Raw genomic sequence first — 20,718 nt, 5'->3', positions numbered from 1 at the left:
CTGTTCGTCACTGTCATCGTTGATCGTCTCGATCCATGATTCGTACCTGCACGAGGGTGACGATCAGCAGGACGAGGAACAGGATCGTCGCGACCGTGGCACCGTAGCCGGCCCGGAAGTTGCGGAACGTCTCCTCGTAGACCTGGTAGACCATCGTGGTGGTGCCGGTGCCCAGCGGGCCACCGCGCGTCATGACGTTGATGATGTCGAAGACCTGGAGCGAGTTGAGCAGCACCGTGATCGACAGAAAGAACGTCGTCGGGCGCAGTTGCGGCAGAAGCACTTTGCGGAACGTGGTCCAGCGGCTCGCTTGATCGATCTCGGCCGCTTCCATCAGTTCCTTGCGCACACCCTGCAGAGCCGCGAGGTAGATGACGAAGGTGTAGCCCAGGTTCTTCCACAGGTACGTCACGGTGATCATGACCATCGCCCACTTCGGGTCCTGATAGAAGTCCGGGACGGTACCGAGGCCGAAGCGTCGCATCAGATCCTGGACGAGCCCGAAGTTGGGGTCGAAGACGAACTGGAATGCGATACCGATCGCTGCACCCGAGATGACGTACGGAGCGAACACGGCGGAGCGAACGAAGTTGCGGCCCCTGAGCTTTCGATCGAGCAGCAGCGCCAGCACCAGACCGAGAACCAGTGAACCCACCACCGCGGCGACCGTGAACACGACGGTGTTGCCGACGATCTGCCAGGTGTCCTCGCGGGAGGCCCACTCGCGGTAGTTGTCGAATCCGACGAACGTGGACGTGGGCGAGGACAGGTTCCAGTCGAAGAACGAGAACTGGAAGTTCTCCACCAGCGGCCGATACGTGAACACGCCCAGCAGAACCAGATTGGGGCCCACGAGAATCAGGAACAGTGCGTAATCGGTCCACGGCCGGGAGAAGAATCGCTTCTCGCGTGCCGTGGGCAGCACTCGTTCGGTTGTTGCACTCACCGCGAGGACTGTGCTCAGTCGCGGCTAACGAATGGTGAACTGAGCCCCAACGCTCACCGTCGTACAGACCAACCTATGTGAGCGGAACTTCGTAGTGGGCTACGAAGTTCCGTGCACATGCGGCGAAGCCGCTCTAGCGGTTCCAGTCTCCGAGACCGTCGGATCCGCTGAGGGTGCCGCCGTCGGTGTTGACGACGATGACCGGGTCGCCCTTCTGGGCGTTCTCGAAGAACCATTTGCCGTCTTCGGTGCTGACGTTGAGGCAGCCGTGCGAGGCGTTGGAGTAGCCCTGCTGCGACTCCGACCACGGAGCAGCGTGCACGAAGATGCCGCTGTAGGAGATGCGCGTCGCGTACTCGACGTAGGTGCGGTAGCCCTCCTCGGAGTCCACGGGGACGCCGTAGGTGGACGAGTCCATGTACATGTCGCGGAATCGTTCGCCGACGATGTAGGTGCCGTTGGGGGTCTCGTGCCCGACCTTGCCCATCGAGGTGGGCATGGTGCGGACCACCTCGCCGTTGCGGGTGACGGTGATCTGCTTGGTGTTGTCGTCGGCCGTGGTGATGATGGAGTCGCCGGTGGAGAATTCGGCCTTCGCTCCGCCCGCCTCGACGGTCACCTGGGTGTGCGCCGGGTAGAACTCGTTGGGCAGCCACCGGACCTGGGTGTCGTTGATCCAGTAGAAGTGCCCGGGTACGGACGGGTTGGAGGTGACGCGGATGGCGCGCAGCGCCGCGTCACGATCGCCGATCGCCTCGTCGAAGCGGATGGCGATGGGCTGCGCGACTCCGACGACCTCGCCGCCCGAGGGGCTGATGCTCGGATCGGAGAAGTTCGCGGGCGCGAGCTGCGGGGTGAGCTGCTGCGGCGCGGGTGCAGCCGGATCCGACGATCCCGGCATCCCGGGGATGGAGACGTCCGGGCCGCCCGGCCACAGTGGCGCGGCCTGTGCCGAGCCGAATGCGGCGGACGTGGCAAGGGCTGTACCTGCAACGATCGCGCCGATACGGGCGAATCTGCGTGTGCGAACCGGTGATGCCATGTAACCCGACCATCCTTCGTGCTGCGTCGCGACACCCGCGAACTGTGCTGCCGCGGGGCAACGCCCATTAACACATACCGCCCCGACATTTGCTAATCGGATATCCCCGAAACGGACGAAAGAAACCACCGGTACGGGTATCTTCTCGCAACCGGTCCCGGAGCCGTCTCACCAGGCTGCGGCGGATGTGTCGGCAGCCGGGGAACGGGTATGTGCGATGGGAGCACATCCCGTCCAGACACCGGCGGTTTCCGAAACGGACTCTTCTTCGTCCGGTGTCCGTAAAGGGTGGACCGTGATCTCCGATGCTTTCCCCCGCACCCCCGTCACCCACATCGTCGTCGTCGTACCCGCGCACAACGAGCAGGATCTGCTCGACGCCTGCCTGACCGCCCTGGTACGAGCACAACGCCGAGTCCGCGATGTGGCCTCGGTGTCCGTCTCGACGATCGTCGTGCTCGATGCGTGCACCGACGACTCTGCGCGCATCGCGGCACGTCACCCGTCCGTGTCGGCTCTCGAGGTGGCACACCGCAACGTCGGCGCGGCCAGAGCTGCCGGATTCGCGACGCACGGCCCCGAACACAGCGCATCGACGTGGTTCGCCACCACCGATGCCGACACCCGGGTGGGTGAGGACTGGCTGCTCGGCCATCTCCGACACGCCGCCGACGGCGCTCGGGCAGTGGCCGGAACGGTGGCAGTCGATTTCGAGGGTCACATCGAGGAGAACCTCGGGTTGCGGTCGTCGTACGACGCGCACTATCGAAACGAGTTCGGCCACCCACACGTGCACGGTGCCAACCTCGGCGTCCGAGCGGCGGAGTATCTCTCCATCGGCGGATTTGCACCTCTTACCACCGGCGAGGACCACGATCTGGTCCGACGCCTCGAGCTCGGCGGCTTCGAGTGCCGTCGGGTGTGCGACATTCCGGTCACGACGTCGGGTCGGCTGCGCGGCCGAGCGCCCGACGGCATGGCCGGATTCCTACGTGCCCTGGAGGCCACCGCATGAGCGAGACCGGTTTTCTCGAATCCACCGACCGAGCCGACGTCGACACCGGGCTGCGCGCCGCGTTCTTGGCGTTCGAGGCGGACGGTCGTCTCGACCTCGCGCTGCCCGGCTCGGGGTACACCGATCTGCGCTGGCAATCGCTCGCCGCCCTGAGTCGGCACAACACGGTGCTGGGCCGGTGGTCCGAAGCGCATACCGACGCGATCGCGATCCTGCACGAACTCGACGGCCCGACGCCACAGCGTGGGCAGATCTGGGGAGTGTGGGCTGCGGAACCGCCTGCTCCGATTCTCGAAGCGGTGCCCGGTGATTCGGGCTGGGTTCTCACCGGGACGAAACCGTGGTGCTCGGGCGCGTCATTGTGTACCCATGCGCTCGTGACTGCACGCGTGCAGGGCAGTCCTCGGCTGTTCGCCGTCGACCTGACGCACCCGGGCGCAACTCCGGTACCGAACACGTGGCATGCAGTGGGGATGAGCGAGAGCGATTCCGGCTCGGTCGCCTTCGACAGTGTCCCTGCCGTTGCGGTCGGCGGCCCGACCGACTACCTCACACGACCGGGCTTCTGGCACGGGGCGATCGGGGTGTCGGCAGCCTGGTTCGGGAGCGCATGCGCGGTGGCGGACACGCTTCATGCTGCCGTCCGCGACAGACCCGATCCGCACCGTACTGCACATCTCGGTGCCATCGCGGCCGCACTCGGAGCGGCGTCGAGCGCACTGACCACCGCCGCAGCGGAGGTGGATGCCGATCCGTTCGACCGATCCGGTCGCGCCCGAACCCGGGCCCGCATCGTGCGGGCTGTGGTCGAGGATGCGGCAACTCAGTGCATCGACCGCGTCGGGCGCGCTCTCGGTGCAGGCCCGCTGTGCAGCGATTCCCAACACGCCCGACGCGTCGCAGATCTCACCGTCTACCTGCGGCAGAGTCACGCCGAGCGCGACCTGGAAGCCCTCGGGCACGACATCGCAGAGGAGGACAACCCTTGGTAGAGAACGCATTCGATGCCGAAACCGATGTCGGCACAGCCGAATCGGACTGGATGTCGGCCGACTGGTCCATTCCCGGCCTGCAGTGGAAGGACGTCCTCACCATGGTCGTCGTCGCCCCGCACCCGGACGACGAGGTGCTCGGCGTCGGCGGCCTGCTCTCTCTGGCTGCGGCATCGGGCGTCGATGTTCGGGTGGTCGCCGTGACCGACGGCGACGGCTCTCATCCCGGTTCCCCCACCGTCACGGCAGAGGATCTGCGTGCGCGTCGCCCCGCCGAGTCCGAGCGCGCGTTGGCCGAATTGGGGATCGACCACTCCCCGATCCGTCTGCAGATCGGAGACGGTGACGTCGAGAACCACGAGAGCGCGGTGGCCGATGCGCTGATGCCGCTGCTCGACGCCACCCCCGGCACCTGGTGTCTGACGCCGTGGCGCGGGGACGGCCATCCCGACCACGAAGCCACCGCGCGGGCCTGTCTCACCGCGGCGAACACCGTCGGGATACCGGTGGTGGAGTACCCGATCTGGATGTGGCACTGGGCAACTCCGAATCATCCTGCCGTGCCGTGGACACGTGGACGCCGCATCGACCTGCCGCCGCACACCCTCGACGCCAAACGAGCGTCGATCGAGCAGTTCGATTCGCAGATCCGCCCACTGTCCGATCACCCTGCGGACCGAGCGGTGTTGCCGCCGCACATATTGGCTCGGTACCGGCGACCGTTCGAGGTGGTGTTCGCGTGAGCGAGGGTTCTCGAACAAGCCTCGGTGCCGAGTACTTCCGCACCGTCTATGCGGACAAGGACGATCCGTTCATGCTCGACAGCAAGTGGTACGAGCGTCGCAAATACGCGCTGACCATGGCCTCGCTGCCGAAACCGCAGTATCGGCGCGCGCTCGAACCCGGCTGCTCCATCGGGGTGCTCACCGAACAGTTGGCGATCCGGTGCGATCACGTGGTCTCGACCGATGTGGTGCACAGCGCCCTCGATTCGGCACGGAGGCGCGTAGGTGACACTGCTGCAGTCGAATTCGCGCTGTGGTCGCTGTCCGACGACTGGTCGACCCTGCCCACACCCGAGGCGACGTTCGATCTCGTCGTCATCAGCGAGGTCGGGTACTACCTCGACGCCGACGACCTGTCGTCGGCGATGACGCGCGTCGTCGAGCACCTCGAAGCCGAGGGCACCCTGGTGGCTGCACACTGGCGTCACGACGTGGACGACTACCCGATCTCGGGTGACCGCGTTCACGAGATCATCGCCGCCACACCGGGATTGGCACTACTGAGTCGCTATCTGGACGAGGACGTCCGGATCGAGGTCTTCGTCGCCTCGGACAGCCCGGCCGTGTCGGTCGCGAGCACCGACGGCCTCGACGTGCGGTGAATCGACTCAGTCGGACGATTCGGCCGCGTCGGCGACCAGCTGCGCGGCGAGGTCGGCGAGCTTGACGTTGGTGTCTTGCGAGAGCTTGGCCAACAAAGCGAAAGCTGCCTGCGAGTTCAGGTTGTAGCGCTCCATCAGCATGCCCTTGGCCTGACCGATCAGGTCTCGGCTCGTCAATGCCGCCCGGATCTGCTGTTCTTCACGCGCGGTGGAGAACGCGATGGCCGCGTGCGCAGCGAACAGCGAACCGATCGATTCGGCCTCGGCCGAGAAGGCGTTCGTTCGGGTGGAGTGGAGGTTCAACGCGCCGAAGTTGAAGCCCTCGACGTAGAGCTGGAAGCAGATCATGCTCTTGACACCCAGCGCCGAGGCGGCGACGGTGAACTGTGGCCAGCGAGAATCGCTGTCCATGTCGTCGATCCTGATGGTGGTCTGTTCGATCGCCGATTCGAGGCAGGGACCTTCGCCCAGCTGCTCCTGGATCTTGTCGCAGTGGCCCGCCACCTCGCCGACGAGGGCCGCACTGTGCACGAACTTGCCCTGCAACACCGTCGTGATGGACGCGAATTCGGCGGACGGGATGTTGGCCACCGCCGCCTCGGTGATCGTGGCCAGGACCCGATCGGGATCGGAGTGCTGCCGACGTAGTCTCTCGGCGACCTCGGCCAGTCGTCGGCTGAGCTCGAAGTCCGTGACGCGCGGTTGGGCGGTCGAGTCCAGTGTCTGCTCGCTGATGGCGGTCACCTCGTCCTGCTGCGCCGGGGCGCGTCCCGGTATCGGCGAAGTGCCGACACCACAGGATACGCCCCGGTTGCAAATCCGGGAGGACCGTTAGCCCGGCATCAGAGTGTGCTGGGGGCGATCAGCGAGTGGACGAATCCGATCTTCTTCACGACGGTCGCAGGCAGCACGAACGGGTAGAGGTCCTGGTGGCCCATCGACCGGTTGATCTGGTTCAGTGCCCACGACAACGGCAGCCACCACTCGATGATCTGATCGAAACCGACGTCACCCGGCAGCGGGCTCTCCAGCGTCGAACCGGCCGGGGCCATACCGAAGGCTGCAGCCGTGTCGAGCGTGTCACGGATGTGGAGATAGTGCGCGAACGTTTCGGCCCAGTCCTCGGCGGGGTGCATGGTGGCGTAGGAGGAGACGTAATCGTCCTCCCAGTTGGCCGGCGCACCCTCGCTGTAGTGGCGATCGAGTGCGGCCTGGTAATCGGAATCCGGATCGCCGAAGAGCTCCTCGAACGCCGCGCGGTGCTCACCGTTGCCGACCAGCACCATCTGGTAGTAGTGGCCGATCTCGTGACGGAAGTGTCCGACCAGGGTGCGATACGGCTCGGACATCGCCACACGCAACTGTTCGCGGTGCACGTCGTCGCCCTCGGCGAGGTCGAGGGTGATCAGACCGTTGTCGTGGCCGGTCATCACCTGCTGGTTCGCGCTCGAGAGCAGATCGAACGTCAGTCCCGTCGTGTCGTCCTCGTCCCGGCCGACGATGGGCAGGCCCAATTCGGTCAGTTCGAGTACGACTCGACGCTTGTTGGTCTCGGCATCCGCGTAGGCGGCCATCGCGTCGACGTCGTCGTCGGCGGGGCGAGTACGCGTGAGCCGGCACGACACGCAGAGATCGTCGCTGTCGTCGGTGTCGACGAGCCAGTTGCAGCGCGCCGTGTTGAGGTTGGCGCACATCTTCCACGTGGTGCCGTCCACCTCGGCCTCTGCGACACCGTCGTCGGCCTTGTCGGGGAGCACCAGCAGAGCTCTGCTCGGCAGATGGAAGCCGAGCGCGCTCGAGCAGCTCAGACACAGTGAGTTCTCGAACGACAGCTTCTGTCCGCATTTGCGGCAGATGAAATCACGCATGGATGTTCCTTCGTGGCAGGGGTGAGTCGGGCTCGTATTCCCGTTTCCGGACGGACTAATGCCCTTCATCGAATATGTTGTGCACATCTCCCTCGCCGTGCGGCGAGTTCGACAGCGCAATAACGTTACTCTGCGGGCTGTCACCTGCAAGGAAGCAAACCGTCGACCCACACGTTGGTACAGACTGCTTCACAACACTCTTCGAGAGGATGCGGGCCGCAGATGGCAGATCAGATCACGCCGACGAATCGGCCCATGGCACGTTTCGCCGAACGGATCTCGCGGGCCCGCGGCGAGAAGAACAGCGAAACCCTGGCGGCGGGCTTCCTGCTCGCAGCGACACTGATCGCGCTGATCTGGGCCAACTCACCCTTCGGCGAGACCTACCAGTCGTTCTGGCACACCGAACTCTCCGTCACCGTCGGCGAGCACGGCATCTCCCTCGACCTCGCCCACTGGGTCAACGACGGGCTCATGGCGTTGTTCTTCTTCGTCGTCGGGCTCGAGGTCAAGCGTGAGTTCGCGATGGGTGAGCTCACCGACCGATCTCGTGCCGCCATCCCAATCGTCGCGGCGGTTGCCGGTCTGGCCGCGCCGGCGTTGCTGTTTCTCGCCTTCAATCCGTCCGGGCCCGCCGCCCAGGCATGGGGCGTCGTGATCTCCACCGACACCGCGTTCCTCCTCGGGGCACTCGCCGTCCTCGGCCCGAAGAAGGCCGCTCGGTTGCGCATCTTCCTGCTCACGCTCGCTGTCGCGGACGATGTGGGCGCGCTGGCGATCATCGCCTTCTTCTACACCGACAACCTCGACGTGGTGCCGTTGGTGCTGGCGTTCGTCGGTCTGGCGCTGATCTTCCTACTGCGTCGGCTCGAGGTGTGGCGCGGCGTCGGGTACTTCGTCGTTGCACTGTTCACCTGGGTTGCGATGTACGAGTCCGGAGTTCACCCCACCCTCGCGGGAGTGATGATCGCGTTGATTCTTCCGGTCTATCCGCCGCGCCGCACCGAGGTGGAACGCGCGGCGGATCTGACACGCGCGTTCCGGCAGTCGCCCAATCCCGAATACGCCCGAGCCGCCCGTCTCGGACTCGATCGCGCGGTGTCGGTCAACGAACGTCTCATGCGGCTCTACCAGCCGTACACGGCCTTCATCATCGTGCCGATCTTCGCGCTCGCCAACGCCGGAGTCGTGCTGAGCTCGGACACTCTGAAAGCCGCGTCGACCTCGACGCTCACCTGGGGCATCATCGCCGGTCTCGTTCTCGGCAAGCTCGTCGGAATCACCGCTGCATCTGCTGTTTTCGCGAAGTTGAGACCGTCGTCCTTGGCTCCAGGACTGACGCTCTCCCACATCGCAGGCGGTGCCGCGATGTCCGGAATCGGATTCACGATCTCGTTGTTCATCATCGATCTCGCGCTCGACGACCCGTTGCTGGCCGACGAAGCACGGGTCGGCGTGTTGGTGGCCTCGGTGATCGCCGCACTGCTCGGCTGGGTCCTCTTCCGGATCGACGAGAAGATTCATCCTCCGAAGGCCGAAGCATCCCTTCGCATTCTGCGTCCGGTCGACGCCAGGCGCGATCACATCCGCGGCCCGGTGGATGCACCACTGACCATCGTGGAGTACGCGGATTTCGAATGCCCGTTCTGCAGCAAGGCAACCGGCAGTGTCGCCGAGGTACGCAAGCACTTCGGCGACGACCTTCGATACGTCTACCGGCACCTGCCGCTCGACGACTATCACCCACACGCTCGCTACGCGGCGTACGCCAGCGAGGCCGCAGCCGCGCAGGGCAAGTTCTGGGAGATGGCCGACGTGTTGTTCCGTAACAGCGACGCACTCGAGCCCGACGACATCGACGGCTACGCACGTGAACTCGGCCTGGACATGGACAGATTCGAGGACGACATCCGTACCGGCGACTACGTGGTACGCGTCGAGGACGACGAACTCGACGCCACCTCCTCGGACGTCGACGGCACCCCGACGTTCTACCTGGGACGCGGCGACAAGAATCTCACCCGGCATATCGGACCGTACGATGCGGCGACGTTGATCCGGGAGCTCGAATCCATGTGATCGTGGGCAGGGTGGAAGAAATTCTCACTCCACCGAAGCCGACCGGCCGGTATGCTGCAGTGAGGCGTACAGCACCGAGGTGGGGGGATCGACCGTGGACGCAGAATCCGCGCGCGCGGTAACGGGAGCGATCGCACTGACACTGTTCGTGCTGTCGCTGACGGTATGGGTGACCGCATTGGCGACCAAAGACCCGGAGCAAGAACCCAATTCGCTGATCGGCATCAAGACGCGGGCAACCAAGTCCAGCAAGAAAGCCTGGGTCGCCGGCCATCGAGCCGCGTATGCGTACATGATGGCAGGTGCCGCCCATTGCCTCGCATCAGCGGTGTCGATCGCAGGGCTACTGGTCTTGGGCTCGGTCCCCGCCACGACCATGCTGACGCTCTCGGTGGTCCTGGCACTCGGCGGAGCCGTCATTCTCACGACGAGCGGCATCAAAGCCGACCGCGAAGCGAAACGACACGTGGGCACGGTGTGATCGACCTGCTCGAGGATCAGCTGTCCGTGCGATTCCCCTCCGCATCCCAGTGCTCGGCAACCTTTTTCGAGGGCTGCACTCGTGGCGGTTCTCCGGGCATCTTGGGGTAATCGGGCGGGAAGTTCAGCTCTCCGCCGGGCAGGGTTTCCCACAGGTGCAGAAGAGGTTCGAGGGAGTAGGCCTGCTCGTCCATATCGGCCCACGGGTCGCCGTCCCGAACAAGCTCCGGCACCGTCACGAGGTTGTATTCACGTGGATCGGTGACGTCGGCCAACTGTGACCACGCCATCGGAGTGCTCACCGTCGCGCCCGGTCGAGCCCGCAGACTCCAGGCGCTGGCGATGGTTCGGTCGCGGTTGTTCTGGTTGTAGTCGATGAAGATGCGTTCTCCGCGTTCCTCTTTCCACCAGTTGGTGGTCACCCCGTCGTCGCGCCGTTCGAGTTCTCGACCCAGACCGATGGCCGCGTGACGCACCTGCTCGAAGGTGTATTGCGGCTCGATGCGAACGTAGATGTGGATACCCCGATTCCCGCTCGTCTTCGGATATCCCCGTAAGCCCAACTCCTCCAACAGCTCTCGCGTCACATCGGCTACTCGCAACGCGTCCGAGAACGTGGTACCCGGTTGCGGATCGAGATCGAGACGCAACTCGTCGGGATGGTCGACGTCCGGTCGACGGACCGGCCACGGATGAAACGTCAACGTACCCATCTGCGCCGCCCACACCAGCGACGCGGGTTCGGACGGACACAGTTCCTCGGCGGTGCGCTTGCTGGGGAACGCGATCTTCACCGTCTCTATCCACTCGGGAGCGCCCTTGGGCAACCGCTTCTGATAGAAGCCGTCGCCCTCCTTGTCCTGGGGGCCGAGCGCCAACCGCATGCCCTCGCGATAGCCGTCGGGCCACCGTTCCATCGCGGTGGGGCGATCTCCGATCACCCGCATCAGCGGCTCCCCGACGGCCGCGAAGTACTCGCACACCTGCAGTTTGGTGATCTCCGGAGTACGTTCGGTCGCCTCGTAGATCACGCGATCGGGGCTCGACACTCGTACTTCGCGCTCGCCGACCTGCACGAACGCGGGAGGCGTTTTCGCGGCCATGTCTATCGTCCCCCGGCAATCACGTCGGCAACGTCGTAGCGCACCGGAACCTCGAGCTGGTCGTAGGCACACGAGCGTGGATCACGATCGGGCCGCCAGCGTAGGAACCTGGCCACGTGCCGCAGCCGCGCCCCTTCCATCTGGTCGTAGGCCACCTCGATGACCCGCTCGATGCGCACCGGAATCCAGTTGCGGTCGTTGGACGAATTCCAGCGGGTCGCCTCACCGTCGTACGTGACGTCGTCACCGAGTCGGAGCGGTTCGAGTTCTTCGAGCAGTTCCAACCGGCGCTTGTCGGTGAACGCCGACGCACCGCCGATCATCCGCAGATCGTCGCCATCGTAGAGACCGAGTAGCAAGGATCCGATACCGTTGCCGGACTTGTGGATTCGATAGCCGATCAACACGCAGTCCGCGGTACGCGCATGCTTGATCTTGATCATCTCGCGCTTGTTCGGCAGATAGATCCCGTCGAGTTTCTTGGCCACCACACCGTCGAGCCCGGCACCTTCGAAACGCTCGAACCAGTCCTCGGCCACGGCCGCATCATCGGTGGCGGAGGTGACGAAACAACTCGGGCCACCCGTTCCCACCGCGTCGAGCAATCTCGCGCGGCGGGTCGAGAACGGCTCGGCCGTCAGATCCTCGTCGCCGACGGCCAACAGATCGAAGCCGATGAACTGCGCCGGAGTCTTCTCCGCGAGCATCGTCACCCGACTCGCTGCGGGATGAATCCGTTCGGACAGCGACTCCCAGTCGAGGCGCGTGGAACCGTTCTTCTCGCGCGGTACGACGATCTCGCCGTCGACGACGATCTTCTCGGGTAGCTCGGCCTTGATCGCCGCCACCAACTCCGGGAAGTAGCGGGCCAGGTCCTTTCCCCCGCGTGACCCGAGCACCACCTCGTCACCGTCACGGAAGACGATGGCGCGAAACCCGTCCCATTTCGGCTCGTACGACCACACCGCAGGCCCGTCTTCGGGCTGGGCGGGCACCACTTTCGCGGCTTTGGCGAGCATCGGCGCGACCGGCACGGCAAGAGGAAGATCCACGCAGTTCATCCTGCCTCATGCAGCCGACAAGCGAGTCGGATATTTTCTACACGAGCACGGTCGACGGACACGGCACGCTCGAACCTACGAGGGCAGGACTCACCATGACGTCATCCAACCGTTCGGTCCGCGCTCTCGTTCTCGCGCTGTCGTCGTGCGCGGCCCTGATACTCGGCGGGTGCGCCTCCGAGGTGTCCGGTACCGCCGTCGCCATCTCCGGTGCCACCATTCCCGCCACCACGACCACCAACCCTCCCACCACACCACCGACCACCGACATCGACGACGGCGGCAGTGTCGACATCGACGTGGAGATCGGCGAGTGCGTCAACCTGGGCGGCACCGTCGACGAGGCGGCCATCGCCAACGCGACCTGCGGGTCTGCGGAGTCCAACTACGTCGTCTTCGCCAAGACGCCCACCTCGGCCGAATGCCCCGAGGACGCCGATCAGTACTACTACGAGACCTACTTCGACATCGAACAGGGAGCTCTGTGCCTCGACATCGACTGGCAGGTCGGCGGATGCATGGACCTCGTCGGTGAATTCGCTCAGCGGATCGACTGCGCCACCCCCGGTGCCGACACCCGCCGCGTCGTGACCATCCTGCAGGGCACCTCGTCCGTCGACGACTGCCCCGACCCGGCGCTGTACGGATTCGAGAAGGACTCACGCAACTTCGTCGTCTGCGTCGAACGGTTGTGACCGCTGAGGGCATCACACTCTCGAGCGCGAGGGGCCGCTGGATCGTCGCAGCCACGGTGCTCGGTTCGGCTCTGGCGATGCTCGACGCCACCGTGGTCAATATCGCGTTGCCTGCTATCGGCCGCGACCTCGGTGCAGGCGTCACCGGTCTGCAGTGGACTCTGAGCGGCTACACCCTGGCCCTGGCCTCGCTGATCTTGTTGGGCGGCTCCCTCGGTGACCGACTGGGGCGCAGGCGGGTGTTCGTCTGGGGCACCGTCTGGTTCGCGGCCGCATCGGTGCTGTGCGGGCTGGCTCCGAGTATCGAGGTGCTGATCGCGGCGCGACTACTTCAGGGCGTCGGTGCGGCCTTGCTGACGCCGGGTTCGCTCGCGCTGATATCGGCCTCCATCAAGGCCGAGGATCGCGGAGCTGCAATCGGTCTGTGGTCGGGGCTGGGCGGCGTCGCGTCGGCGGTCGGTCCGTTGCTCGGGGGCTGGTTGGTCGACGCCGTCGGGTGGCGTTCGGTGTTCCTGATCAACATCCCGCTCGCCGTCGTGGTGGTCTGGGTGGCGGCGAAACATGTTCCGGAAAGCCGAGATCCGCATGCGGCCGGTCGGCTCGACGTACCGGGCGCGGTGGCGGTGGCGGCAGCATTGGGGCTGCTGACCTACGGGCTGATCGAATCACAGGTTCCGGCAGTGCTTCTCGGCGTCGCGGCCGTCGCTGTGTTCGTCGTGATCGAGCGACGCTCACACGATCCACTGGTCCCGCCGTCGCTGTTCGCATCGCGAGTGTTTCTGGCGGCCAATCTCGTGACGTTCGCCGTCTACGCGGCCCTGGGCGGAGTGTTCTTCCTTCTGGTGCTGCAGCTGCAGTTCGCCGTGGGTTACTCGCCCATAGCGGCCGGAGTGGCCACGCTACCGATCACCGCTCTCATGCTGGCGCTGTCCGCCCGCGCGGGGCGCATCGCCGGACGCATAGGACCGCGTATTCCGATGACCGTGGGACCACTGCTGGCAGCACTGGGGTTGGTGCTCATGCTCCGCATCGGGCCCGGATCCACCTATGCCACAGACATTCTGCCCGCGGTTGTCGTCTTCGGACTCGGATTGTCCGCTCTGGTGGCCCCACTGACCGGAGCGGTTCTGGGCGCGGTGTCCACCGATCGCGCCGGAATCGCGTCGGGAGTCAACAATGCCGTGGCCCGCACCAGTCAACTGCTCGCCGTGGCCGCACTGCCTGCGCTCGCCGGTATCGCAGGGTCTGATTACTCTGCCCCGGAGACGTTCTCGGACGGCTTCCACACCGCAATGCTGATATGCGCCGGACTGCTGGTGATCGGTGCGGTCATCGCGGCGGTACTCATCCGCGGCACCGGCGACGAGGCGTCGAACTGCCCACCGCACTGCGACATCGGCTCACCACCACCTGCCTCGCGTCGGACCGCGTGACTCATCGCGCTGGGTCATCGCACGATCAGCACCGAGCAATCGGCGTGGTGGACGAGATTCTGACTGACCGATCCCAGAATCGTTCCGAGGACAGCACCCCGGCCTCGGCAGCCCACCACGAGCATCGACGCCGACGCGGACATCGCCCGCAAACCACGCGTCGGACTCGACTGCGCGCTCACAGTGCTCAGCGCAACATCCGGATACTTCTCGTGCATGGTCTCCACATGCGTTTCGAGCCAATGCTTCTCGTGTGCGCGAATATTCGCCCAATCGACGTCCTCGAATCCGGTTCCGAGACCTGCCTGAGCCGCGAATCCCCAATAGTTCACCGCGACGACCGGCATTCCGAGGGTGTGGGCGATCTCGAGCGCGGCACCGAGCGCCCGATCCGACTGCTCACTTCCGTCGACCCCCACCACGATCGGACGAGCGGGGTCGACGCTGTCGACGGCGTTGCGCACGAGCAGCACCGGGCACTGCGCATGCGTCACGGCTCGAAGCGTGTTGCTGCCGAGAGTGAGGTCCCTCAGTGCGCTCGACTTTCTCGATCCCAGCACGACCAGTTCCGCGCCTGCATCCGAGACGTACGAGGCGATGGTTCCATCGGCGGTGACGGAATCGACGGACACCTCGGGTGCGGCCTCGTGGATCGCGGCCGCAGCGCGGGCGAGATGTTTGCGTCCGATCGTGCGCAGGTCCCTCTCCAGCGCACCGCCGTCGACGAATGCCGCCGATCCGTACCAATCCCCCTCGGGGACTGCATGAACCAAACGCAGGGGTGCGCGCACCTTCGCCGCATAGGTCGCCGCCCACTGCGCCGCGGAATCGGCCTCACTGGAGCCGTCGATGCCCACCAGGATGGGAAGCATGCGGTCGGTGGAATTGCTCATGATTCTTCCTCGTCTCGTGGTCGACTGTCTTTGCAGTCGAATCGAATCGAACGTAGATCTGCAACCGCGCCCACAGTCAGAGCACTCGGTCCATCATCGAAGTGGCCGAGGTCCCTCATGCCGAATCCCCCTTGGTTCGACCACGTTCGGTCTCGAACTTCAGCCAGTCGCGGTCCCACTGGCGCATTCTGGCGCGCCGGTCGAAGTACCGCGTCGCCTGAAGACAGGTGAGGACAACGACCGTGCATGCCACCCAGAAGCCAACGGCTGCAACAATTCCCAACAGGACATTCGACGTCGCGGACGACGGCTCCGCAACCCACCTGCCCTCGGTATCGACTCGCACCGACACTGTGGCACCCTGTTCGGCTTCGTCCGGAAGGCGAACCTCGTCGCTGTGCCGCTGTCCCGGTGGCCATTCCCAGGCGACGGTCGCGTAGTACTCGGTGTGGTCGAAGACGGCACCGTCTTCCGATCGCAGCGTGGGTTCACTCGTCACCAGGGCATCGATCTGCTGGGTGGTGGCGCTCGTTCGGGCCGCCGCGGCATCGAGATCGGCGTAGGTGAGCGATCCGAGCAGCGCGGCGAAGGGGACGAGTCCCAGAATCACCGCCATCGCGCACGCGAAAGCGAGAGCCGCAGTCCGATCACGGCCCCGCATCAGAGGATTGGTGCTCCACGGTGCCAGGCGCCACCAGCGAGCGAAGTCGTAGCCGAACACCGCAACCACCCACTCTCCCGAATCGTGTGTCCTTCGAGTGTTTCGCCGCGGACGAGGGGGCAACAGGGCACAAGGTCACGAACTGGAGTTCTCGGGGTCGAAGTTCGCTCAGCGGAAGAGGGCGGACACCGCTTCGAGATCGGCATCGGATCGGCGGCCGCTCGAGTCCAGTTCGACGTAGAAGCACTCGTAGCCACGCGGGTCGGCACCGCGGTCACCGGTACTGCGCCGCTCGAACACTCGTGCATTCGGCCATCGGTCGAGCACGGCCGTTGCGAGAACATGCCCGTCCGGTGAGACTCCACCGATCGGTCCGTACTCCGCGATCATCACCGCATGGACCGCGCCCCCGATCGCGGCCGTGGTCACCGGAAAGACTCTCGGTCCCGTGTCCGCCGGGATGTCGACCGTGATGGACTCGGACCCCAGCACCACCGCCCCCGACATCTCTGCTGCCTCGTCGTCGTTCATCGTCGTGGTCCTCCGCGGTGCATGGTTCGGTGTCGGATGGGTGGTGCGGCCGGGGCATGTCAGTTCGACGCCCGAGACCGACGTAGGAACCACTCCGACCAGGCGGTGCATCGGCGGTTCCTCCGAATGCGGCCGCGGCAGAGCCTGTTCGAGGACATCTCTTCGCACATCCAGGACGGGACGCGCGATTCCGTGCACAACGACGGTGGAGACTGTTGCGCGATCCGGATTCTCGGCGTCGAACTCCAGCACGACCGACGAGTCGAGCATGCTACGACCCAACTGCGACCGCCCCTCGGCGTAGAAGTACACCCGACTCCCGATCCAGATGCAGGGCACGACGTCGACGGTGGGGCCGAAGTGATCGTGGCCGATCAACCGAGCCCGCGTCGCGCTGCGTGCGAGCCGGTCCGCGGTGCTCGCGTCGAGAACGCGCCGGCGTTCTTCCTTGCGGCGCAGTCGATTCGGCACCGTACGGTTGGTCATCGGTCCCTGCAGATCATCACCGGGCAGTGTGCATGCCGGGTGAGGTTGCTGCTGGTCGATCCGAACAGGGCACTGGCGACGATTCCTCGCCCGTGGCTGCCGACCACCACGATTCCGGCCCGCTTGGACTGCTCTATCAGCAGGTGTGCCGGATTGCCCTGCTGTACGACATGTTCCACGGTGACATCCGGATACTTCTCGCTCCACCCGGCGAGGCACTCGGACAGCAACAGCTGCTGTTCGCGCTCGATCTCGATGTCGTCGGGCGATCCTGGCAGAGACAAGGCGGCACCCTGGGACAACGAGCTCCAGGCATGTGCCGCAATCATCGGCACGTCGAACCGCGAGGCCAGATCGAATGCCTGCTCGACCGCGGCTTCACTCGTCGCACTGCCGTCGATGCCGACGAGGATCGGTGCGTCGACGGCGTCGATTCCCTCGCGCCACACGATCACCGGGCACCACGCCGTGGTCGATGTCCGCTGTGCTGTGCTCCCGAACAGCGCCGACACGATCGGCCCGGAACCGGAATTGCCGACGACGAGCATGCGCGCGGTGCGAGAGAGTTCGACCATCATCGAGCACGCCGGCATTTCCTCCACGGAGGTGGTCACGGCGCTGTGTGGATGCCGGGCCAGCACTGCGGCAGCAACGTCGGTGACGATGCGTTCTGCCGCCCGACGCTGTTCGTCCCAGATGTCGAGGGGAACGACCGATGCGGACTCGCCCAGGTAGAACGCGGGATGCTGCACCGCCCCGGCGATGTGCAGCGGTGCCTTCAACCGCTCGGCGAGGGATGCCGCCCAGTGTGCAGCGCAGATGCTGCTCGGCGAACCATCCACGCCCACGACGATTTTCTGATGGTGTTCCAGAACCATGGCCATCTCCTGTCCTCGGTCCGGACGGACCACACGGCCGGGCCCGTCGACGGTCATCCGTTCTCGGATGCTCGCTTGCTATTGGACAGCTCGACAGCGGCCGCGCCACAGAGCCTTTGGTCACCGGTCCGACGCGTGATACCCGGTCACAGGGACGTGGTTCGGCGCGAGCCCCCTGCCGTACTGCGGGCAGCTACCGACAGCACCGACGACACCGCTCGTCGCGGGGTCGGGGCGAGAGGCGAGCCGACCGCCGGTGCACCGATCCGAATCAGCACCTGCGGCGCACCCTGTCCGGCGGCCAAGGACTTGACCAGGCGTCGACTGCCCGACTGCTCGGTCATATGTGTGAGAGGACAGGTCGCAAGACCATCGGCGGTTGCGGCCAGCAGGAAGGCGGACAAGGCCCGCCCGCACTGCAACCAGTCGAGGCGTTCATCGGACGCGGTACCGAGAATCACCACCGTCGACTCGTCCGCCGCCGGCTCTCGTGTTTCCGTTCTGCCGACTCGGCGTGGTTCGGGAAAGGCTCGGCCCACCTGCACCCTGGAGGACTCCGCACGATCGGTGAGAGCCTCCGGCGGAATTCCTCCCGATCGGAACGAGTGCCCGGCCCACCACCGGATCTCGGCCTGATACGTCGCGTCGTACTTTCGTACGCTAGCGCTGAGCCTCGACGCCGTGGCCAGCGTCTCCTTGGCCTCGGCGGACAGGAACGTCGTTCGGATGTCGTCGGTTCCGTCGCCGTGACCGACGTAGCGCGCGGGAATTCGGTTGTCCGGCACCGGACCGAACGCCCGGCGATCCGAGTGGCGGCGATTGATCGCAGCCAACAGGTCGAACTCGTGCGATCGAGGGTGCGCGTCGTGGGTCAATCGAATACGAGCGAGATGGTCCGGCGCACCGGCCGTCGGCATCGGTTCGACGTCGGCCGTCCACCGAAAGGCAGCGGCTGCAGTGCACAGATGGTCGAGCGCTGCCCCACAGCTGAGCACCATCTGCCGCTCGGTCGGGTCTATCGCCCCGAGCAGTCGGGACCGATCGGTGAACAGGTCGAGTCCGTGTTCGGAGTACACCCACCTCCACGGTTGACTGTTGTGCACCGACGGAGCGCGGCACGCAAGCTCCACCAACATCTCCACCACGGCAGAATCCGGCTGATCGTTCATCGTCTCTCCTCGACCTCCCACCGCACGGTGATGGCTGCCCACCACTGTCGACCCGCGTTGGCAGTGCACGACAGGGCCGTTGGTCACTGTGTGGAGGGGACTTGCGGTGAAGAAATCCCGCCGAGGACTCACCTCGGCCACCACTGTTCGTGATGCGCCGAACCCGCGGGTTTAGGGTTGACGGTGAATGCGACCTCAGGAGCGGAACCTCCGGGACGCGACCGAGGAATTATTTTTCGCCGACCGCTCAGGAGTGTCATGACGACCCCGCAGAATCCCCACGAAGGCATCGACGTCAAGCCGCGCAGCCGCGACGTCACCGATGGACTGGAGAAGACCGCCGCCCGCGGCATGCTCCGCGCCGTCGGAATGGGCGACGAAGACTGGGGCAAGTCCCAGATCGGTGTCGCGTCCTCGTGGAACGAGATCACCCCGTGCAACCTCTCGCTCGAACGTCTGGCGAAGGCCGTCAAGAAGGGCGTCCACGCCGCAGGCGGCTACCCGCTGGAATTCGGCACCATTTCGGTGTCCGACGGCATCTCGATGGGTCACGAGGGCATGCACTTCTCGTTGGTCTCACGTGAGGTGATCGCCGACAGCGTCGAAACCGTCATCAGCGCAGAACGTCTCGACGGTTCCGTTCTGCTCGCCGGTTGCGACAAGTCGCTGCCCGGAATGCTCATGGCCGCAGCACGTCTGGATCTGGCGAGCGTATTCCTCTACGCCGGCTCCACATTGCCCGGTTTCGCGACCCTGTCCGACGGCAGCGAGCACCAGGTGACGATCATCGACGCCTTCGAGGCCGTCGGTGCCTGTTCACGCGGATTGATGTCGCGCGCCGACGTCGACACCATCGAACGCGCCATCTGCCCCGGAGAAGGTGCCTGCGGCGGAATGTACACTGCCAACACGATGGCCAGCGCAGCCGAAGCGATGGGAATGTCGTTGCCCGGCAGCGCATCTCCCCCCGCTCCCGATCGCCGACGCGACGGATTCGCACACGCCAGCGGCGAGGCCGTCGTCGATCTGCTGCGACGCGGCATCCGCACCAGCGACATCCTCACCAAGGAAGCCTTCGAGAACGCCATCGCCGTCGTCATGGCATTCGGCGGCTCGACCAACGCGGTGCTGCACCTGCTCGCCATCGCGCACGAAGCCCAGGTGGACCTGACCCTCGCCGACTTCACCCGAGTCGGCGCAAAGGTGCCGCACCTGGCCGACGTCAAGCCCTTCGGCAAGCACGTCATGACCGACGTCGACGCGATCGGCGGAGTTCCGGTGGTCATGAAGGCTCTGCTCGACGCCGGCCTGATGCACGGCGACTGCATGACGGTCACCGGAAAGACCGTGGCACAGAACCTCGCTCACATCGCACCCCCGGACCCCGACGGCAAGGTACTGCGCGCACTTGACAAGCCGATCCACCCGACCGGCGGCATCACCATCCTCGAGGGCTCGCTCGCCCCCGGCGGGGCCGTGGTCAAGTCCGCAGGCTTCGACTCCGACGTCTTCGTCGGCACCGCACGAGTTTTCGAGCGTGAACGCGCGGCCATGGACGCCCTCGAAGACGGCACCATCGCAGCGGGCGACGTCGTGGTCATCCGCTACGAGGGACCCAAGGGTGGGCCGGGGATGCGCGAGATGCTCGCGATCACCGGAGCCATCAAGGGCGCCGGACTCGGCAAGGACGTCCTGCTGCTCACCGACGGCCGATTCTCCGGCGGCACCACGGGCCTGTGCGTCGGACACGTGGCACCAGAGGCAGTCGACGGCGGTCCCATCGCCTTCGTCCGCGACGGTGACCAGATCCGACTCGACGTGGGCAAGGGCACCCTCGACCTGCTCGTCGACGCAGCCGAATTGGACACCCGCGCACAGGGCTGGGCACCACTGCCGCCCCGCTACACCCGAGGAGTACTGGCCAAGTACTCCAAGCTGGTGGGTTCGGCATCGAACGGTGCGGTGCTGATCTAGCCGACCCCCTGCCCCGCCCCATTCG

The 20,718-nt window shown here is 65.5% G+C and carries 20 protein-coding genes; 9 read left to right on the top strand and 11 right to left on the bottom strand.

The genetic code is table 11. The annotated features are described in order from the left end of the window. Positions 1 to 13: 13 nt before the first annotated feature. Together CH249_RS08385 and CH249_RS08380 are read right to left on the bottom strand one after the other, a co-directional pair. Complete coding sequence (locus CH249_RS08385; protein WP_176459206.1) at positions 14 to 946, bottom strand: carbohydrate ABC transporter permease; 933 nt, start codon at positions 944 to 946, stop codon at positions 14 to 16. Positions 947 to 1,079: 133 nt separating this feature from the next. After that, positions 1,080 to 1,988 (bottom strand): L,D-transpeptidase, encoded by a 909-nt coding sequence (locus CH249_RS08380; RefSeq protein ID WP_094682046.1) that lies wholly within the window; start codon positions 1,986 to 1,988, stop codon positions 1,080 to 1,082. Positions 1,989 to 2,283: 295 nt separating this feature from the next. On the opposite strand from CH249_RS08380, the gene CH249_RS08375 reads away from it, so the two are divergent. The 4 genes from CH249_RS08375 to CH249_RS08360 are packed head-to-tail and all read left to right on the top strand — an operon-like array spanning position 2,284 to position 5,382. Next, entirely contained in the window at positions 2,284 to 3,003 is a 720-nt protein-coding gene (locus tag CH249_RS08375; RefSeq protein ID WP_254923873.1) for a glycosyltransferase family 2 protein, read from the top strand. Continuing rightward, the gene (locus CH249_RS08370) at positions 3,000 to 3,995 is read left to right on the top strand and encodes an acyl-CoA dehydrogenase family protein (protein ID WP_094682047.1); all 996 of its coding nucleotides are present in this window, start codon (positions 3,000 to 3,002) and stop codon (positions 3,993 to 3,995) included. Before CH249_RS08375 ends, CH249_RS08370 begins: the two co-directional genes overlap by 4 nt. Next, a complete protein-coding gene (locus CH249_RS08365; RefSeq protein ID WP_179273085.1) occupies positions 3,989 to 4,738 on the top strand; it encodes a PIG-L deacetylase family protein in 750 nt (249 codons plus the stop codon). Before CH249_RS08370 ends, CH249_RS08365 begins: the two co-directional genes overlap by 7 nt. After that, the gene (locus CH249_RS08360; protein ID WP_094646116.1) at positions 4,735 to 5,382 is read left to right on the top strand and encodes an SAM-dependent methyltransferase; all 648 of its coding nucleotides are present in this window, start codon (positions 4,735 to 4,737) and stop codon (positions 5,380 to 5,382) included. Before CH249_RS08365 ends, CH249_RS08360 begins: the two co-directional genes overlap by 4 nt. A 6-nt stretch (positions 5,383 to 5,388) precedes the next feature. Here the strand turns inward: CH249_RS08360 and CH249_RS08355 are convergent, their stop codons facing one another. Further along, positions 5,389 to 6,126, bottom strand: coding sequence for a GAF and ANTAR domain-containing protein (locus CH249_RS08355; protein WP_094682048.1), 738 nt, complete (start codon positions 6,124 to 6,126; stop codon positions 5,389 to 5,391). Between the two features lie 98 nt (positions 6,127 to 6,224). Then, positions 6,225 to 7,250, bottom strand: a complete 1,026-nt coding sequence (locus CH249_RS08350; protein WP_032396748.1) for a putative zinc-binding metallopeptidase — start codon at positions 7,248 to 7,250, stop codon at positions 6,225 to 6,227. A gap of 222 nt (positions 7,251 to 7,472) precedes the next feature. On the opposite strand from CH249_RS08350, the gene nhaA reads away from it, so the two are divergent. Together nhaA and CH249_RS08340 are read left to right on the top strand one after the other, a co-directional pair. Next, positions 7,473 to 9,329 (top strand): Na+/H+ antiporter NhaA, encoded by a 1,857-nt coding sequence (gene nhaA, locus CH249_RS08345; protein ID WP_094646117.1) that lies wholly within the window; start codon positions 7,473 to 7,475, stop codon positions 9,327 to 9,329. 94 nt (positions 9,330 to 9,423) lie between these two features. Next, entirely contained in the window at positions 9,424 to 9,810 is a 387-nt protein-coding gene (locus CH249_RS08340) for an SdpI family protein (RefSeq protein ID WP_179272824.1), read from the top strand. Between the two features lie 16 nt (positions 9,811 to 9,826). Here CH249_RS08340 and CH249_RS08335 read toward each other — a convergent pair whose 3' ends face one another. Next, positions 9,827 to 10,912 carry a DNA polymerase domain-containing protein gene (locus CH249_RS08335; RefSeq protein WP_094646119.1) on the bottom strand — a complete coding sequence of 362 codons (1,086 nt, stop codon included), beginning with the start codon at positions 10,910 to 10,912 and terminating at the stop codon, positions 9,827 to 9,829. 2 nt (positions 10,913 to 10,914) lie between these two features. After that, on the bottom strand, positions 10,915 to 11,964 hold the full coding sequence (locus CH249_RS08330) for an ATP-dependent DNA ligase (protein ID WP_094629237.1): 1,050 nt from the start codon (positions 11,962 to 11,964) through the stop codon (positions 10,915 to 10,917). Positions 11,965 to 12,068: 104 nt separating this feature from the next. On the opposite strand from CH249_RS08330, the gene CH249_RS08325 reads away from it, so the two are divergent. Both CH249_RS08325 and CH249_RS08320 read left to right on the top strand, forming a co-directional pair. Continuing rightward, positions 12,069 to 12,668 carry a hypothetical protein gene (locus CH249_RS08325; protein WP_094629184.1) on the top strand — a complete coding sequence of 200 codons (600 nt, stop codon included), beginning with the start codon at positions 12,069 to 12,071 and terminating at the stop codon, positions 12,666 to 12,668. Then, on the top strand, positions 12,665 to 14,101 hold the full coding sequence (locus CH249_RS08320; protein ID WP_094646120.1) for an MFS transporter: 1,437 nt from the start codon (positions 12,665 to 12,667) through the stop codon (positions 14,099 to 14,101). Before CH249_RS08325 ends, CH249_RS08320 begins: the two co-directional genes overlap by 4 nt. A gap of 14 nt (positions 14,102 to 14,115) precedes the next feature. Here CH249_RS08320 and CH249_RS08315 read toward each other — a convergent pair whose 3' ends face one another. The 5 genes from CH249_RS08315 to CH249_RS08295 form a co-directional block, all read right to left on the bottom strand. Continuing rightward, positions 14,116 to 14,994 (bottom strand): universal stress protein, encoded by an 879-nt coding sequence (locus CH249_RS08315; RefSeq protein ID WP_094629182.1) that lies wholly within the window; start codon positions 14,992 to 14,994, stop codon positions 14,116 to 14,118. Positions 14,995 to 15,109: 115 nt separating this feature from the next. Then, positions 15,110 to 15,724, bottom strand: coding sequence for a hypothetical protein (locus tag CH249_RS08310; protein WP_094646122.1), 615 nt, complete (start codon positions 15,722 to 15,724; stop codon positions 15,110 to 15,112). 99 nt (positions 15,725 to 15,823) lie between these two features. Further along, positions 15,824 to 16,672 carry a hypothetical protein gene (locus CH249_RS08305; protein WP_094682049.1) on the bottom strand — a complete coding sequence of 283 codons (849 nt, stop codon included), beginning with the start codon at positions 16,670 to 16,672 and terminating at the stop codon, positions 15,824 to 15,826. Beyond that, a complete protein-coding gene (locus CH249_RS08300) occupies positions 16,669 to 17,550 on the bottom strand; it encodes a universal stress protein (RefSeq protein ID WP_179273084.1) in 882 nt (293 codons plus the stop codon). The genes CH249_RS08305 and CH249_RS08300 overlap by 4 nt, the downstream gene beginning before the upstream one ends. A gap of 146 nt (positions 17,551 to 17,696) precedes the next feature. Further along, the gene (locus tag CH249_RS08295) at positions 17,697 to 18,719 is read right to left on the bottom strand and encodes a nitroreductase family protein (protein WP_094646420.1); all 1,023 of its coding nucleotides are present in this window, start codon (positions 18,717 to 18,719) and stop codon (positions 17,697 to 17,699) included. Positions 18,720 to 18,977: 258 nt separating this feature from the next. On the opposite strand from CH249_RS08295, the gene ilvD reads away from it, so the two are divergent. Beyond that, complete coding sequence (gene ilvD / locus CH249_RS08290) at positions 18,978 to 20,693, top strand: dihydroxy-acid dehydratase (RefSeq protein WP_094646125.1); 1,716 nt, start codon at positions 18,978 to 18,980, stop codon at positions 20,691 to 20,693. Positions 20,694 to 20,718 lie beyond the last annotated feature (25 nt).

This window comes from Rhodococcus sp. 05-2255-3B1 (assembly GCF_002258545.1).
Lineage (GTDB): Bacteria > Actinomycetota > Actinomycetes > Mycobacteriales > Mycobacteriaceae > Rhodococcoides.
The sequence above is the reverse complement of the archived record's forward strand: the minus strand, read 5'-3'. Positions and strand labels throughout refer to the sequence as shown.

Bases quoted from the DNA above. Each gene is read 5' to 3' on its own strand.
- CH249_RS08370 (WP_094682047.1), top strand. From the start codon at position 3,000: ATGAGCGAGACCGGTTTTCTCGAATCCACCGACCGAGCCGACGTCGAC.
- CH249_RS08305 (WP_094682049.1), bottom strand. From the start codon at position 16,672: ATGACCAACCGTACGGTGCCGAATCGACTGCGCCGCAAGGAAGAACGC.
- CH249_RS08300 (WP_179273084.1), bottom strand. From the start codon at position 17,550: ATGGTTCTGGAACACCATCAGAAAATCGTCGTGGGCGTGGATGGTTCG.
- CH249_RS08380 (WP_094682046.1), bottom strand. From the start codon at position 1,988: ATGGCATCACCGGTTCGCACACGCAGATTCGCCCGTATCGGCGCGATC.
- CH249_RS08335 (WP_094646119.1), bottom strand. From the start codon at position 10,912: ATGGCCGCGAAAACGCCTCCCGCGTTCGTGCAGGTCGGCGAGCGCGAA.
- CH249_RS08295 (WP_094646420.1), bottom strand. From the start codon at position 18,719: ATGAACGATCAGCCGGATTCTGCCGTGGTGGAGATGTTGGTGGAGCTT.
- CH249_RS08350 (WP_032396748.1), bottom strand. From the start codon at position 7,250: ATGCGTGATTTCATCTGCCGCAAATGCGGACAGAAGCTGTCGTTCGAG.
- ilvD (WP_094646125.1), top strand. From the start codon at position 18,978: ATGACGACCCCGCAGAATCCCCACGAAGGCATCGACGTCAAGCCGCGC.
- CH249_RS08325 (WP_094629184.1), top strand. From the start codon at position 12,069: ATGACGTCATCCAACCGTTCGGTCCGCGCTCTCGTTCTCGCGCTGTCG.
- CH249_RS08315 (WP_094629182.1), bottom strand. From the start codon at position 14,994: ATGAGCAATTCCACCGACCGCATGCTTCCCATCCTGGTGGGCATCGAC.
- nhaA (WP_094646117.1), top strand. From the start codon at position 7,473: ATGGCAGATCAGATCACGCCGACGAATCGGCCCATGGCACGTTTCGCC.